Below are 13,921 nucleotides of genomic sequence, written 5' to 3'. Positions count from 1 at the left end.
TTGCGCCTGGATTGAAGCTCCAGCCTCGCTCGAGCGCCGACGAATGGTGCGCTCAGGCCGCTTTCTGGCTGGTGAGCGCGCGCGCGACCGCGGTGCGGATATCGGGCAGCGAAAAGGGCTTGGAGACGACGTCGACGATCTTTTCCATCAGGTCGTCGGCGCGTTCGCGCTGTTCGGCATAACCGGTCATCAACAGGATCTTGAGATCGGGATGATTGGCCGACGCCTTGTGGGCCAGTTCGATGCCGTCCATCACCGGCATGCGGATATCCGACAGAAGCAGGTCGAAAGGACCTTCTCCCAGGGCTTCCAGCCCCTCGGCGCCGTCGGCGGCCTCGACGGTCTCATGACCATCCAGCCGAAGCGCCCGCGCCACGAAACGGCGGAGTGAATCTTCGTCTTCGGTAATGAGAATGCGGGCCATGATGTTTACCTCGTTTTAACGCGAGGGCCAGTGAACACCATCGGCCCTTTGGGAAAGGTAAACGCGGGCGCCGTCGGCGCCCGCTAATCCCGCTTATGCTTGCCCAAAGGTTTACGTCGCAGACGATCCTTTTCGAGCGGCAGCCGTCACGCTTCGCCGGTGACGACGCCGACGAACGGCAGTTCGCGGAAAGCGTAGGCGACGTCCATGCCATAGCCGACGACGAAATGATCGGGGCAGGAAAAGCCGACATAATCCGCTTCCAGCGCCGTCTGACGCTTGTCATGCTTGTCGAGCAGCACGGCGATGGTCACGGTGCGCGCGCCACGCTCATACATCAGTTCCTTGGCGAAGGTGAGCGTGCGGCCGGATTCGAGAATGTCGTCGATCAGCAGGATGTCGCGATCCTTCACGTCGCTGTCGATGTCCTTGATGATCCGGACCCCCTGCGACACTGTGCCGGCGCCGTAGCTCGACAGCGTGATGAATTCCACCTCGGGCGCAAGCCCGGCCGTATGCAGCGCGCGGATCAGATCGGCGGCGAAGATGAAGGAGCCTTTCAGCACCGAAATCACCAGCAGATCCTTGGTGGGACCGGCGGCGATCTGTTGCGCGAGCGCCGTGTTGCGCTCGGCGATCATCTCCGCGGTGAAGAGCGGCTCGATCGTCTTGCCGCGAATGACATGCATGGTGAAGCTCCGATTGTGGTTCCAATAGGGTCCGTTACCACGACCCCGCATTCCGGTTCAACGCAGGGCGATCAGAATCGTCAGATCCTCGGCCTTTGCGCCGGCGATCTGGAACCGCCCGGAAAACGGAAAACGGATGGACGGCGCGATCCGGTCGGCGTCGATGCCGATCCTGCCGAGCCGCGTTCGGTTGGGACCGCCGACCAATTCCAGCACCGGCGCGACAAGCACCGTCGCCCCGTCATTGACGAGTTCGCCTTCGACCTCCGCCACCCGCATGCCGTCGAGATCGCGGGTGGCGATCCGGAGATTGAGACGAGATAGGGGCCCGCGCGCAGATCGGTCGTCTGGCTGCCCAGCGCGCCGAAACCGCCGAGCATCCAGAACATCGCGATCGCCGCCGCCGACAGAAGGCACGTGAACGCTTGTGGCGAAAGCCGAAGCAGCCTGCGTTCCAGAGAGGCTGCCGTCGCGCCGCCCAGCCGCGCCGCAGCCGCCAGCATGGGCGCGAAAGGCGCGAGATTCGCATGTCCGGAGCTTCGCGGCCTGTTGTCGTTGCTGCGGGCGCGGGACGGACCGCCCAGGACCTCGAACACCGCATCCTCGACATCGGGCCGTCCGCCGTTTGCGGGTTTATTCGGCCTGGAAGCGCGATCGGGCGGCAGCACGTCGATATCGGCGACGGTTCGCCAGGCTTTGTTGTTGTTCGCCTGCATGGCCTTCCCCATCGGTTTGCCCGCCGACGCGTCGCCGGCATTGAACTTCACCTTTATGAGAAGTAAACTGCCGTGGTTAATGCTTCGCTAACGGCGCGCGAGCCCTTCTCCTCGGACCAACTGGACAAAACGTTGATTCATTTCGAAAATGTTGGCCTGCGCTATGGTATGGGGCCGGAGATCCTCAAGGATCTCACCTTCGATATTCCCAAACGATCATTTCAATTTCTGACCGGCCCGTCCGGGGCCGGCAAGACCAGCCTGCTCAGGCTGCTGTTCATGTCGCTCAAGCCGACGCGCGGACTGATCCGCGTCTTCGGGCGCGAGGCTTCGACCATCCCGCAAAACGAGCTGCCGCTCTTGCGTCGGCGCATCGGCATCGTGTTTCAGGATTTCCGGCTGCTCGACCATCTCACCACCTATGAGAATGTGGCGCTGCCGCTGCGCGTGCGCGGCAAGGATGAAGCGAGCTACCGTTCCGACGTGGTCGAATTGCTGAAGTGGGTGGGGCTGGGCGACCGCATCAACGTCCTGCCGCCGGTTCTCTCGGGTGGGGAAAAGCAGCGCGCGGCCATCGCCCGCGCCTTGATCGACCAGCCGGAACTGCTGCTCGCCGACGAACCGACCGGCAATGTCGATCCGCCCATGGCCAAGCGCATCCTCAAACTGTTCATGGAGCTCAACCGTGTCGGCACGGCCGTCGTGATCGCCACGCACGATCTCGCGCTGATGGACCAGGTCGAAGCGCGCCGCATGATTTTGACCTCCGGGCGGCTCGATCTCTATGAATGACACAGCCCAGAAACCTCGTCGCGAAATCGCGCTTCGCCCGATGGCGGCGATCGTTCCGCAACGAAGCGTCCAGAGCAAGGCGCTGCTGGCGGTCATCGTCATCATGTCGTTCCTGGCCTGCCTGACGATCGGCGCGGTCGGCATGATCCGCGCCACCGCCGATTCCTGGGCGAGCCAGATCTCCCGCGAGATCACCATTCAGATCAAGCCGGACGACGCGCTCGATATGGAAAAGGCGCTCGCCGAGGCGCGCGATCTCGCTTTGTCCTTCGTCGGCACGAAGACCGGCACTGTCCTCGACAAGGCCGCCACCTCGCGGCTTCTCGAACCCTGGCTCGGCGCGGGCCTGGATATCGACGAATTGCCGGTGCCGCGGCTTGTGGTGATCACCATCGACGAACGCAATCCGCCCGATTTCGCCGCGATGCGCGACGCGCTGCAGAAGAAGATCCCGCAGGCCTATCTCGACGACCATCGCACCTGGGTCGATCGGCTGGTGTCCATGGCCCGAACGACGGTGGTGATCGGTTCCGCCGTACTTGGCCTGGTGTTCTTCGCCATGGTGCTGACCGTGATCTTCGCCACGCGCGGCGCACTGGCCGGCAACAGGCACATCGTCGAGGTGCTGCATTTCGTCGGCGCGGAATCGAGCTTCGTGGCGCAGGAATTCCAAAAGCACTTCCTGTTGATTTCGCTGAAAGGATCGCTGGCCGGCGCCTTTCTGGCCGCCGGTTCTTTCGCCGCCGCCGGATGGTGGCAGTCGAGCAGCATCGCCACGCCGGAGAGCGATCAGGCGACCGCATTGTTCGGCGCCTTCACCATCGACTGGACCGGCTATGGCGGCATTTTCATCACCATGCTGGTCATCGCAGCGCTGACGACGCTGACGGCGCGCTTTACCGTCATGAAAACGATCGACGAGATCGACCATGTGCGCTCCGACCCTGGTCGCCTCGATATATATCAGGAATGATCAATACAACCTGAAATGCCTATTTTGAGCCGCAAACTTTGGCTATTCCTCTTGGCCGATGACTCATGACGCCGAGCGAGAGCAGGACGCCCTCGGCCAGCCGCCCGCGCGCGGTCTGGCCTCTTTCGCCGTACGCCTGTTTCTGAGAACCGTCGGTTTCTTCGTGCTTGCCTCCATCGCCGCCTTCGGCGTCGGTTTTCTGGTGTTTTATGCTCAGGTCGCGGCACTCGCGCCGATCGACAATCCCAAGGCGGACGCCATCGTCGCGCTCACCGGCGGCTATCAGCGGATCGACCAGGCGGTGCAGCTTCTCGCGCAAGGGGCAGGCAGGCGGCTGTTGATCTCGGGCGTGAATCCGGCGACGTCGGTGCGCCATATCCGCTCGTTCACCAACAGTCGCGAAGAGATATTCCAGTGCTGCGTCGATATCGGTTACGACGCGCGCAACACCGAGGGCAATGCCTCGGAAACCGTGCAATGGATCCGCGCCCATCGGTACAAAACGGTGATCCTCGTCACCAACAATTACCACATGCCGCGTAGCCTGGCGGAAATTCGCCGCCTCGACCATGACACCGAATTCATGCCCTATCCGGTGGAAAAGCGGCTGACGCTATCCGACATCGCCGCCAATCCGCTGATGCTGCGAACGCTGGCTTCGGAATATGTCAAATATCTTCTGGTGGTCAGCCGCGACTATACAGGCATCGTCCTCTGACCAGATGCCACTTTGCATCCCGACCCGCTTCGGCTAAGGAAAACGCAATTCGATGTTCGGGACATCTCCATGATCTATCTGCGTTCGGCCCTGTTTCAGCTCGCCTTCTATGTGAGCTTCATCGTTCAGATGATCATTTTTCGCCAATCTATTTCTTCCTCCCGCGCAAGACCGCCTACATCATCCCGAAGAACTGGGCGCGGCTCAATCTCTGGCTCGCAAAGACCATCATTCCCTTGACCTATGAGATCGAAGGTCGCGAAAACATTCCCGAGGGCGGCTGCATCATCGCGGCGAAGCATCAATCCTTCTGGGACGTGATCGCCATCGTCCCGATGGTGGACGACCCGGTCTACATCCTGAAGCGGGAACTGCTCTGGATACCCTTGTTCGGCTGGTACGCCGCCAAGCAGGACATGATCCCGATCAAGCGCTCCGACAAGAGCCGGGCCATCCCCAACATGATCGCCCGCGCCCGCGAGGAGCTGGCGAAGAAAAGGCAGCTGATCATCTATCCCGAAGGCACCCGCAAGGCGCCGGGCGCGGAGCCGGACTACAAATACGGCGTCGCCCGTCTCTATAGCGATCTGCAGGTTCCGGTAGTCCCGATGATCGCCCATGCCGGGCTTTTCTGGCCGCGCCACGGCTTTCTGCGCCAGCCCGGCCATATCAAGATCCGCATTATGAAGCCGATCGAGCCGGGCATGCCGTCGCAGGCCTTCTTCCAGCATCTGGTCACCGAAATGGAAGCCGAAAGCGATCGTCTTCTGGTGGAGACCGTCGAAGCCAATCCGCATCTCAGGCTCTCGGCGATCACCCGCTCGCGGCTGAAGGCGATCAAGGACGCTCAGGCGGCGGGCTGATCGCCGCTCAACCCCTTCGCCACCGCCTCCATCCAATTGTCGCGAATGCCGAGCTCGCGCAGATGCGCGAGCGTGTTGAGAACATAGTCCGCATTGGGTCCGGATCGGCCCCGCGCCGTCGCCACGATCTCGGCGGCCCGCTCGACGCTCAACCCCGCCGCATATTGGCGATGGCGTCGATCCACCACATAGGTCACCGCCAGTCGCCTGGCGCCGCAGTCGAGCGTCACGGGCGCGACGCGCTCCAGATAGACATTGGTGACGAGCTCGCGAGCGCGAAGATAGGCCAGCACCTCGTCGCGGCGATCGGCGCGCACCCGGAAAGCCGCGCCCTTGCAGGCGCCGCCGCGATCCAGCCCCAGCACCAGTCCCGGTTTTTCCTCGGTGCCGCGATGGACCCAGGAATGGATGCAGAGGGCGCGGTGATAACCGCGGATCACCGCAAGCCGCCGCTCCTCATGGTCGAAGCCCGGATTCCACATCAGCGAGCCGTAGCCAAACACCCAAAATTCGTCCATATCGGCAGGCAAGGGCTTGATAGACATTCGCGACAGACTGATCCGAGAGACATTTCATGCAAGACAAGACCAGCGCGCCCTCATCCGCCTCCCGCAAAATAAGGCGGCTCGGCATCGCGGTAGTGCTGGTCGTCATCCTTTATTCGGCTGGCTGGTTCTTTGTTGCAAGCAAAATCGAAGCCGAGCTCGACACGAGGGTCGCCAATCCCGCCAGTTTGGGGCTGTCCGAGTTGATCTGCGAGGCTCCCAAAGTCGAAGGCTTTCCCTTTCTCATCGGCGCGACCTGCGCACGGTCGGCCCTGACCACCAAGAGCGGTCTGTCGGCCAGCGCCGGCGCTGCCCGCGTGGCCGCCCGCATTTATGCGCCGACAAGCGCCGTCGCCGAAGTCGACAGCCCCGGCGCAGTGACCGGTCCGGATGGATCGGCAGCACAGGCGACCTGGAAGATGCTGCGCGCCGGCGTCAGCGCCGGCCTTAATGGCCTCTCCTCGCTTTCACTGACCGGAACCGACATCAGAAGCGGGCTTCGCCTGGCGCAATCGCCCGTCGATCTCGATGTCGGCGCCGAGGAGGGACAGGCGCATCTGCGCCGCGTCGATCGCAATCTCGAACTCGCTTTTCTCGCCCGCAAGCTGACCATGTCGTCCGAAACCGGCGAGGTCCTGCTGCCTGAGATTTCGACGAGTCTCGAAATGCGGTTCGACGACCAGGCGGATGTGCTGGCCGGCAAGCCGCTCCGGCTGAGGGCGTCGAGCGGCACGATCACCAGCTTCAAGATCGAGACCGGCGCCGGCCTGTTCGGCGAGCTTTCCGGCGATTTCGACATCGACGAAGACGGCTATCTGAACGGAAAATTCCGCGTCAAGCTCGATGATATCGACGGTTGGAAAACGCAGTTGAGCGCGCTCTTCTCCGACGCCGGCGACTCCATCTCCGCCGTCGCCGCTCTTCTGAAGGGGCTCGCCAAGGGCGATGAGGACGTGAAGGTGACGCTGCGCATCGATCGCGGCCGCATTTCGCTCAGCATGATCCCGCTCGGCCGCATTCCGCCCCTGTAAGCGTCACGCGCTGTTGCGGCGTCTGATATCGCCCGCCGCTTCGCGCGCGGCGCGGTCGCGCAATTCGCGCCGGATCACCTTGCCGGTGGTGGTCAGCGGCAGCGCGTCGATGAAGTCGACCTCGCGCGGATATTCATGCATCGACAGGCGATGGCGAACCCAGTCGGAAATGTCCTGCTTCAGCGCCTCGTCGCCGATCACGCCGTCGACGAGCACCACATAGGCCTTGACGATTTCGGTGCGCAGAGAATCGGGCTTGCCCACCGCCGCCGCGAGCCTCACGGCGGGATGCGAAATCAGGCAGTCCTCGATCTCGGCCGGGCCGATGCGATAGCCCGAAGACGTAATGACGTCGTCGTCGCGACCGAAGAAATCGACATAGCCCTCGGCGTCCATCACGCCCTGGTCGCCGGTGAGCATCCAGTCGCCGATAAATTTCTTCTCCGTCGCCTCCGGATTGTTCCAATAGCCGAGGAACATCACCGGATCGGGCCGCCTGACCGCGATCTGCCCCGCTTTTCCCGAGGGCAGCACGCGACCGACTTCGTCGATCACGGCGACCGTATGGCCCGGCATGGTCTTGCCGATCGCCCCGGCGCGGCTGACGCCGAAGCCGACGATCGAGCCCAGCACGATATTGCATTCGGTCTGGCCGTAGAATTCGTTGACGGTGAGACCGAGCGCGCGCTTGGCCCAGTCATAGGTTTCGCGGCCCAGTGTTTCCCCCGCCGAGCCTATGGCGCGCAACTTCAGCGCATAGCGCTCGAGCGGCCTGTCGATCGCCGCCATCAACCGGAGCGCGGTCGGTGGAATGAAGGCGTTGGTGACGCCGAGATCGGCCATGATGCGAAAAGCGAGATCCGGATCGAATTTCTGCGCGGGAGAGGAGACCACGGGCACGCCGAGCATCAGCCCCGGCAGCAGGCAGTTGAGCAGCCCGCCCGCCCAGGCCCAATCGGAGGGGGTCCAGAATTTGTCGCCCGGCTGCGGCATCATCTCCTGCGCCGCCTGCACGCCGGGCACATGGCCTGCCAGCACCCGATGAGCATGCAAGGCGCCCTTGGGCGGCCCCTTGGTGCCGGAGGTATAGATCATCAGCGCCGGATCGTCATTGCTAGTGTCGAGGGCGACGAAATCGCCCGCATCAGCGTCCATCAGCGCCCGAAACGCCGGAGACGAACCGCCAACAGACTCGGTCGTTACGACATGACGAAGCGACGGCAGACCAACCAGCAAGGGTTCGATCTTGCCGTAACCATAGGCGTTTGTGACGATGGCCGCGGCGCCCGAATCCTTCAGCCTGAAATCCAGCGCATCGGCGCCGAACAACAGCGCGAGCGGCAACGCCACCCCGCCCATTTTATAAATACCGAGATGGGCGATGACGGTTTCGAAACACTGCGGCAGGAGGATCGCAACGCGATCGCCGGGCTCTACGCCGAGCCGGACGAGAGACGCGGCGAAGCGGTCCGAGAGATCGGCGAGCTCGCCGTAACTCATACGACGATGCCGGCCGTCGAGCTCGTAATGTTCGAGCGCCAGCCTTTCGGGTTCGCGCGCCGCCCAGAAATCGGCGACCGCGCGGCCCATATTGAATTTTTCGGGAATTTCCCAGCGGAAACGAGCCATCAGCTCGTCATAGCCGCCGCAATCTGGCAGGAACATGCAACAAACCCCGCGTTTTGGTGCGCTGCAATAGCATGTTTCGCACTGCGTGGAAATAGAAGGCTTTGACCGCGCCTGCGGCCGGAGGCAGTCTTCCGAATCGAGACAGAGGAGATGAACATGAGCGCGTCAGGCAAGATCCGCATCGGCATCGGCGGCTGGACATTCGAGCCCTGGCGCGGCCCGTTTTATCCCAATGGGCTGACCCAGAAGCGCGAACTCGAATATGCGGCCTCGAAGCTCACCGCCATCGAGGTGAACGGCACCTATTACGGCTCCATCAAGCCCGACAGCTTCATCAAGTGGCGCGAGGAGACGTCCGATGATTTCGTCTTCGCGCTCAAGGCGCCGCGCTTTGCGACGAACCGCAAGGTTCTGGCCGAAGCCGGCGGCAGCATCGAAAAATTCATCCGAGGGGGCATGCTGGAGCTGAAGCAGAAGCTGGGGCCGATCAACTGGCAGTTCATGGCGACCAAGAAGTTCGATCCCGATGATTTCGAGGCCTTCCTGAAGCTTCTGCCGAAAACCGCCGAGGGCGTGACCCTGCGCCACGCCGTGGAAGTGCGGCACGAGAGCTTTGCCAACCCCGATTTCGTCGCGCTTGCGCAGAGCTATGGCGTCGCGATCATCACGGCGGGCGACTCGGAATTTCCCCAGATTGCCGATCCGACCGCGCCTTTCGTCTATGCCCGCATCATGGGGACGAAGGAAGACGAACCGAACGGCTATTCCAACGCCGAATTGGACACCTGGGCCGACCGGGCGACGAGCTGGGCGGCCGGCGGAACGCCGGCGGATCTGCGTTCGTTTTCCCTCGAGCCGGCAAAACCCGTTCCGCGCGACGTGTACCTGTTTGTGATCAGCGGCCACAAGGTCAGCAATCCAGCCGCCGCCATGGAGCTCATCCGTCGACTTGGTTGATCCGCGCCGCATCTCCTGCGGCGTTTCCCGTCGTGAATGCGGCATCCCCCGGGTGTCCGTCACGCTAGTCTTGGGGCTCGGGGAGCATGGAGATCAGATGACGCAGAACAGAACCGCCTTCGGGGTCGCCATGCTGTGCCTTGGCGTGTTCGTCTTCTCGCTGCAGGATGCGGTGATCAAATCCGTGTCCAGCGCTTACGCTCTGACCGAGGTCGTGTCGATCCGCTGCCTGATCTCGGCGCCGATCCTGCTCGCTTTCGTGTGGTGGGAGCATCGCAGCCTCAAGCCGCTGTTCTCGCCCAATGCGCGGTCGCTGGCGGCGCGCTCCGCCATCATGCTGCTCGCTTATACGAGCTATTATATGGCCTTTCCGGCTCTGCCGCTGGCGGACGCCGTGGCGCTCTATTTTACCGTGCCACTGTTCATGCTGGCGCTCGCGGCGCCCCTTCTGGGAGAGATCATCACGCCGCGCAAGATCGCCGCGGCGCTGATCGGTTTCGCCGGCGTGGTGGTCATGCTCCGGCCCGGCTTGGGCGTCTTCGAGCCGGCGGCGCTTCTGTCGCTGTTCTCGGCCGCCACCTATGCGCTGTCCATGCTGATGGCGCGACGCCTCGGCGACAAGGAAACCGCTTCGGTGATGGCGAGCTACCAGAACGGCGTCTATCTGATCGGCGCGTTGATCATCGCGGCGATCACCCATCTGATCGGCGTCGAAGAACTCGGCCATCCCTCGCTCGATTTTCTCGTGCGCTCCTGGTCCTGGCCGACGCTCGCCGATTTTCTCGCCATCGCCTCCTGCGGCGTCATCGCGGCGATAGGCGTCACGCTGCTCACCCAGGCCTACCGCGTCGCCAAGGCCAGCATCGTCGGCTCTTTCGAATATACCGGCATGCTCTGGGCCCCGCTCTGGGGCTTCCTGTTTTTCGGCGAGATCCCCTATCTGACCACGCTCGTGGGCGCGCTGCTGATCATCGGCGGCGGGCTGATCGCGCTGTTGGGACGCGAGGCGCGGGCGGAGGCATCCGCATAATCTGGCGCGGCAAAAAGCAGTGTTTCTGGGAAGGTGGTGCCCCATGCCGGACTCGAACCAGCACTCCTTTCGGAACTCGATTTTGAGTCGAGCGCGTCTACCAATTCCGCCAATGGGGCAAGTCAGTGAGGAAAATCACTGGAAGACTGCGCGGGACTATACGAAGGCGAAGGCCGTGGTCAACCGGTTTTTGAACATTCGGCGGTGATTTCGCCCATCCCGCCGCGCGATGTTTTCACGACGAAGTGTGCGCACCGCGCGCGAAGGAAATTTGCAAATTTCCGGCGGCGGGCCTAAAGACGTTGCGCGTATTTGAACGGGGCCGAGAATGCTGAGACGACTTTACGACTGGACCATGCGGCTCGCCGAACGTCCTTCAGCCGAACTCTGGCTCTTCGTGATCTCCTTCGTCGAAAGCTCGATCTTCCTGGTGCCGGCCGAAGTGCTGTTCCTGCCCATGGCGATCGCCAATCCGCGCAAGGTCTGGCGCTACGGGCTGATCGCGGCGCTCGGCTCGATTCTGGGCGGCGTCGCCGGCTGGATGATCGGCTATTACGCCTTCGAGGCCATCGCCAAGCCGGTTCTGGAATTCTATGGCAAGCTCGACGATTTCGAGACGCTGAAATCGGCGGTGTCGCTCGATCTGGTGATGCTGTTCCTGGTGACCTCCGGGGTGGCGCATCTGCCGCCGCTCAAGGTCGTCACCATTCTGTCGGGCGTGTTGCAGGTCAATCTGCTGGTGTTCTTTTTAGCGGCGGTGGTGGCGCGCGGCGGCAAGTTCATGCTGCTCGCCTGGCTGTTCTCTCGCTATGGCAGCCCGATCCGCGACTTCATCGAGCGCAGGCTCAACATGTTGGCGGGGTCGGCGGCCGTGGCGCTGATCCTCGCTTATTTCCTCTATCTCGCGCTGAAACATTGAGGCTGCCATGATCGCGGACCGACCCAATCTGGGCGTCGCCCTCCTCCTCACGCTCGGCATGGCCGTGGTGATCGCAAGCGCGCTCGGCTTCGAGCATATCGGCGGCTATGTGCCCTGCGCGCTCTGCCTGTTGCAGCGCGATCCCTATTATATCGGCGTGCCGCTCGGCGTGCTCGCAATTGCCGCCGCTTGGCTGCGCCTGCCCCCGATGGTCGCAAAAGTGCTGATCGCGCTGATCGTGCTCACTATGCTGATCGGCGCCGGCCTCGGCGTCTATCACGCCGGCGTCGAATGGCGTTTCTGGGAGGGTCCGGCCAGCTGCTCGACCTCGGTCAACGCGGTGTCTCAGAATGCCGGCAGCCTGCTCGACGACATCAACAAACAGCACGGCCCGTCCTGCACGGACGCAACGCTGCGGGTGCTCGGCCTGTCTTTCGCGGGCTGGAACGTGATTGCGAGCCTGGTCCTCGCGGCGATCGGCATCCGGGGATTGCTGCGCAAGGCATGAAAAAAGCCCCGAAGGGCCTTTGTCACGGCGGCTGCAATTCGGTGTCCCAGTAGAGATAATCGAGCCAGCTTTCATGCAGATAGTTGGGCGGAAACAGCCGGCCATTGTTGTGCAGGTCCTGCACCGTCGGCCGGTAAGGCTTCTGCATCGGGAACATGCCGGCCTGGCGCGGCAGTTTCGAGCCTTTGCGCAGATTGCAGGGCGCGCAGGCCGTGACGACGTTTTCCCAGGTCGTCTGGCCGCCCCGCGCCCGTGGCGTCACATGGTCGAAGGTCAGATCGTCGTCCGATCCGCAATACTGGCATTCGAACTTGTCGCGCAGGAAGACATTGAAGCGCGTGAAGGCGGGATAGCGCGACGGCTGAACATAGGATTTGAGGCAGACGACGCTCGGCAGCTTCATCGAATAGCTGGGCGAGGACACCGAATGCTCATATTCGGCGATGATGTTCACGCGGTCGAGAAAAACGGCCTTGATCGCGTCCTGCCAGGACCATAGCGACAAGGGGTAATAACTCAAGGGCCGATAGTCCGCATTAAGGACCAACGCCGGAAGCGACTGGGGTGATACTGCAATCGTCAAGATGCACTCCCTGACCGATTCGAATTCCCTGCCCCTTCATACTAGGCGCATTGCAACAGGATTGTGAAGCCTGAAAAGAAACGGTTTTTTAAGAAAGCGCTGGTCAACCCGCCAGCATGCCCGCGCCGCGTCGCTCTGCCGCATAAAACGCCCAGAGAAGTCGCGCCGCCGCAGAGCGCAAAGGCCGCCAGTCCTCCGCCATCCGCCGCAACTGCCGGTGTTGCGGCGTTTCCGTGAGACCGAACGCGCGCGCCGCCGCCGTCTGCAACGCCACGTCGCCCGCCGGGAAAATGTCGGCATGACCGCCTGAAAACAACAGAAAGACTTCGGCCGTCCAAGGCCCCACGCCGCGAATGGCGGTCAGCGCCCCGATCGCCTCGTCGGTCGGGAGACCTGCAATGGCCTTCAGATCGAGACCGGCGCCGCAGGCCTCCGCCACCGCCCGAAGAGCGACGATCTTTGCGCCTGAAAGACCGACAGCCCTGAGATCGGCTTCGGCGAGCGACGACAAACGCTCAGGCTCCACCACGCCGCACGCAGTTTCAAGCCGCGCCCAGATCGCCTCGGCGGAAGCGCGCGACACCATCTGCGAAACGATGACCGAGGCGAGCGCCGCGTAACCCGCCGGCCGAAAGCGAAGCGGGATGGCGCCAGCCCGCGCCGCCACCGGCGCGAAGCGCGGGTCGAGCGCGACGAGGTCGGCCACGGCTTCGGTGATCTCGGTCTCGCTGGTCAGCAGACGCATGGTCAGAAGCGGTCCTTGCGGGCGCGGATTTCGGCGAAGACCTGCCAATCTTCCGCCGCCTCCATACCCAGATGGGCGCGGATGGCCGGATCGTCGGCGCGGAGAAACGGGTTGGTGGCGATTTCGTCGGCGAGCAAAGTCGGCGCGGTCGGCCGGCCCTTGGCGCGCAGCGTCTCGATCGCCTGCGCCCGCGCCGTCAGCGCCGCATTGTCCGGATCGATCGTCACGGCGAAGCGCGCATTGGAGAGCGTGTATTCATGGCCGAAATAGACGGTGGTGTCGGCGGGCAGCGCCCGCAGTTTCAGAAGCGACGGCCACATCACCTCGGCCGGCCGCTCGAACAATCGCCCGCAGCCGAGCGCGAACAGCGTATCGGCCGAAAACAGCAACTTGTCCTCGGGCAGGTAGAAGCAGATATGGCCGGCGGTATGGCCCGGCGTCTCGATCACCTCCACCCGATGGCCGGCGAAATCGAAACTGTCGCCGTCGCCGACCGACGTGTCGATGCCGGGGATCCGATCGGCTTCGCTGCCGGGGCCGACGATCGTCACACCGAACCGGTCCTTGAGCGCCATGTTGGCCTCGACGTGATCCTGATGATGATGGGTGGTGAATATGTCGGTCAGCGTCCAGCCGCGCCGTTCGAGCGCCGCCAGAATCGGGGCTTGTTCGGGCGCATCGATCGACGCCGTGCGGCCGGTTTCGGGATCATGCAGCAAAACGCCGAAATTGTCGCTGCGGGCGGTAAACAGGTCGATCTCGAGCGTCGCCATGGGTCTCTCCTCTATTCCGATGGGCA

General features: G+C 63.0%; 17 protein-coding genes, 1 tRNA gene and 1 pseudogene. 10 read left to right on the top strand and 9 right to left on the bottom strand.

Features of this window, described 5'->3' with window-relative positions:
* Positions 1-52: 52 nt before the first annotated feature.
* The 3 genes from H2O14_RS13475 to H2O14_RS13465 all read right to left on the bottom strand — a co-directional run bounded on the left by H2O14_RS13475 (position 53) and on the right by H2O14_RS13465 (position 1,530).
* The gene (locus H2O14_RS13475) at positions 53-424 is read right to left on the bottom strand and encodes a response regulator (RefSeq protein WP_182828062.1); all 372 of its coding nucleotides are present in this window, start codon (positions 422-424) and stop codon (positions 53-55) included.
* Between the two features lie 146 nt (positions 425-570).
* Entirely contained in the window at positions 571-1,113 is a 543-nt protein-coding gene (gene hpt, locus H2O14_RS13470) for a hypoxanthine phosphoribosyltransferase (protein WP_182828061.1), read from the bottom strand.
* Positions 1,114-1,170: 57 nt separating this feature from the next.
* Positions 1,171-1,530, bottom strand: a complete 360-nt coding sequence (locus tag H2O14_RS13465) for a hypothetical protein (RefSeq protein WP_182828060.1) — start codon at positions 1,528-1,530, stop codon at positions 1,171-1,173.
* A 110-nt stretch (positions 1,531-1,640) separates the two neighbouring features.
* On the opposite strand from H2O14_RS13465, the gene H2O14_RS13460 reads away from it, so the two are divergent.
* The 5 genes and pseudogenes from H2O14_RS13460 to H2O14_RS13440 all read left to right on the top strand — a co-directional run bounded on the left by H2O14_RS13460 (position 1,641) and on the right by H2O14_RS13440 (position 5,175).
* The gene (locus H2O14_RS13460; protein WP_182828059.1) at positions 1,641-1,895 is read left to right on the top strand and encodes a hypothetical protein; all 255 of its coding nucleotides are present in this window, start codon (positions 1,641-1,643) and stop codon (positions 1,893-1,895) included.
* A 66-nt stretch (positions 1,896-1,961) separates the two neighbouring features.
* A complete protein-coding gene (ftsE, locus tag H2O14_RS13455) occupies positions 1,962-2,621 on the top strand; it encodes a cell division ATP-binding protein FtsE (RefSeq protein WP_182828058.1) in 660 nt (219 codons plus the stop codon).
* A complete protein-coding gene (locus tag H2O14_RS13450) occupies positions 2,614-3,594 on the top strand; it encodes a cell division protein FtsX (RefSeq protein WP_182828057.1) in 981 nt (326 codons plus the stop codon). The genes ftsE and H2O14_RS13450 overlap by 8 nt, the downstream gene beginning before the upstream one ends.
* 58 nt (positions 3,595-3,652) lie before the next feature.
* Positions 3,653-4,312, top strand: coding sequence for a YdcF family protein (locus H2O14_RS13445; protein WP_182828056.1), 660 nt, complete (start codon positions 3,653-3,655; stop codon positions 4,310-4,312).
* A gap of 69 nt (positions 4,313-4,381) precedes the next feature.
* Positions 4,382-5,175: pseudogene (locus H2O14_RS13440) on the top strand (lysophospholipid acyltransferase family protein).
* Here the strand turns inward: H2O14_RS13440 and H2O14_RS13435 are convergent.
* Complete coding sequence (locus H2O14_RS13435) at positions 5,160-5,705, bottom strand: gamma-glutamylcyclotransferase (protein WP_246697599.1); 546 nt, start codon at positions 5,703-5,705, stop codon at positions 5,160-5,162. The pseudogene H2O14_RS13440 and the gene H2O14_RS13435 sit on opposite strands and share 16 nt — an antisense overlap.
* Before the next feature lie 44 nt (positions 5,706-5,749).
* Between H2O14_RS13435 and H2O14_RS13430 the strand changes: the two genes are divergently transcribed.
* Positions 5,750-6,751, top strand: a complete 1,002-nt coding sequence (locus H2O14_RS13430; protein ID WP_182828055.1) for a DUF2125 domain-containing protein — start codon at positions 5,750-5,752, stop codon at positions 6,749-6,751.
* A 3-nt stretch (positions 6,752-6,754) separates the two neighbouring features.
* Here the strand turns inward: H2O14_RS13430 and H2O14_RS13425 are convergent, their stop codons facing one another.
* Positions 6,755-8,416, bottom strand: coding sequence for an AMP-binding protein (locus H2O14_RS13425; protein WP_182828054.1), 1,662 nt, complete (start codon positions 8,414-8,416; stop codon positions 6,755-6,757).
* A 114-nt stretch (positions 8,417-8,530) separates the two neighbouring features.
* Between H2O14_RS13425 and H2O14_RS13420 the strand changes: the two genes are divergently transcribed.
* Complete coding sequence (locus H2O14_RS13420) at positions 8,531-9,337, top strand: DUF72 domain-containing protein (RefSeq protein WP_409526921.1); 807 nt, start codon at positions 8,531-8,533, stop codon at positions 9,335-9,337.
* 97 nt (positions 9,338-9,434) lie between these two features.
* Positions 9,435-10,367, top strand: a complete 933-nt coding sequence (locus H2O14_RS13415; protein WP_182828052.1) for a DMT family transporter — start codon at positions 9,435-9,437, stop codon at positions 10,365-10,367.
* A gap of 34 nt (positions 10,368-10,401) precedes the next feature.
* Here the strand turns inward: H2O14_RS13415 and H2O14_RS13410 are convergent.
* A tRNA-Leu gene (locus H2O14_RS13410) sits at positions 10,402-10,486 on the bottom strand.
* Between the two features lie 209 nt (positions 10,487-10,695).
* Between H2O14_RS13410 and H2O14_RS13405 the strand changes: the two genes are divergently transcribed.
* A complete protein-coding gene (locus H2O14_RS13405; RefSeq protein WP_182828051.1) occupies positions 10,696-11,286 on the top strand; it encodes a YqaA family protein in 591 nt (196 codons plus the stop codon).
* A 7-nt stretch (positions 11,287-11,293) separates the two neighbouring features.
* Positions 11,294-11,794, top strand: a complete 501-nt coding sequence (locus H2O14_RS13400) for a disulfide bond formation protein B (protein WP_182828050.1) — start codon at positions 11,294-11,296, stop codon at positions 11,792-11,794.
* Between the two features lie 22 nt (positions 11,795-11,816).
* On the opposite strand, the gene H2O14_RS13395 is transcribed toward H2O14_RS13400, so the two are convergent.
* From H2O14_RS13395 to gloB, 3 genes are all read right to left on the bottom strand, one after another.
* Entirely contained in the window at positions 11,817-12,377 is a 561-nt protein-coding gene (locus tag H2O14_RS13395; RefSeq protein ID WP_182828049.1) for an HNH endonuclease, read from the bottom strand.
* A 103-nt stretch (positions 12,378-12,480) separates the two neighbouring features.
* Positions 12,481-13,122 carry a DNA-3-methyladenine glycosylase gene (locus H2O14_RS13390; RefSeq protein WP_182828048.1) on the bottom strand — a complete coding sequence of 214 codons (642 nt, stop codon included), beginning with the start codon at positions 13,120-13,122 and terminating at the stop codon, positions 12,481-12,483.
* Between the two features lie 2 nt (positions 13,123-13,124).
* Positions 13,125-13,895 carry a hydroxyacylglutathione hydrolase gene (gloB, locus tag H2O14_RS13385; RefSeq protein WP_182828047.1) on the bottom strand — a complete coding sequence of 257 codons (771 nt, stop codon included), beginning with the start codon at positions 13,893-13,895 and terminating at the stop codon, positions 13,125-13,127.
* Positions 13,896-13,921 lie beyond the last annotated feature (26 nt).

The organism is Rhizobium sp. G21 (assembly GCF_014158035.1).
GTDB lineage: Bacteria > Pseudomonadota > Alphaproteobacteria > Rhizobiales > Rhizobiaceae > Rhizobium_E.
This window is presented reverse-complemented; position numbering and strand designations above follow the sequence as displayed.

What these genes read in the sequence shown, in the direction of transcription:
- H2O14_RS13400 (WP_182828050.1), top strand. Translation starts at nt 11,294, where the DNA reads ATGATCGCGGACCGACCCAATCTGGGCGTCGCCCTCCTCCTCACGCTC.
- H2O14_RS13420 (WP_409526921.1), top strand. Translation starts at nt 8,531, where the DNA reads ATGAACATGAGCGCGTCAGGCAAGATCCGCATCGGCATCGGCGGCTGG.
- H2O14_RS13460 (WP_182828059.1), top strand. Translation starts at nt 1,641, where the DNA reads ATGTCCGGAGCTTCGCGGCCTGTTGTCGTTGCTGCGGGCGCGGGACGG.
- gloB (WP_182828047.1), bottom strand. Translation starts at nt 13,895, where the DNA reads ATGGCGACGCTCGAGATCGACCTGTTTACCGCCCGCAGCGACAATTTC.
- H2O14_RS13475 (WP_182828062.1), bottom strand. Translation starts at nt 424, where the DNA reads ATGGCCCGCATTCTCATTACCGAAGACGAAGATTCACTCCGCCGTTTC.
- hpt (WP_182828061.1), bottom strand. Translation starts at nt 1,113, where the DNA reads ATGCATGTCATTCGCGGCAAGACGATCGAGCCGCTCTTCACCGCGGAG.
- H2O14_RS13415 (WP_182828052.1), top strand. Translation starts at nt 9,435, where the DNA reads ATGACGCAGAACAGAACCGCCTTCGGGGTCGCCATGCTGTGCCTTGGC.
- H2O14_RS13450 (WP_182828057.1), top strand. Translation starts at nt 2,614, where the DNA reads ATGAATGACACAGCCCAGAAACCTCGTCGCGAAATCGCGCTTCGCCCG.
- H2O14_RS13405 (WP_182828051.1), top strand. Translation starts at nt 10,696, where the DNA reads ATGCTGAGACGACTTTACGACTGGACCATGCGGCTCGCCGAACGTCCT.
- H2O14_RS13445 (WP_182828056.1), top strand. Translation starts at nt 3,653, where the DNA reads ATGACTCATGACGCCGAGCGAGAGCAGGACGCCCTCGGCCAGCCGCCC.
- H2O14_RS13425 (WP_182828054.1), bottom strand. Translation starts at nt 8,416, where the DNA reads ATGTTCCTGCCAGATTGCGGCGGCTATGACGAGCTGATGGCTCGTTTC.
- H2O14_RS13430 (WP_182828055.1), top strand. Translation starts at nt 5,750, where the DNA reads ATGCAAGACAAGACCAGCGCGCCCTCATCCGCCTCCCGCAAAATAAGG.
- H2O14_RS13390 (WP_182828048.1), bottom strand. Translation starts at nt 13,122, where the DNA reads ATGCGTCTGCTGACCAGCGAGACCGAGATCACCGAAGCCGTGGCCGAC.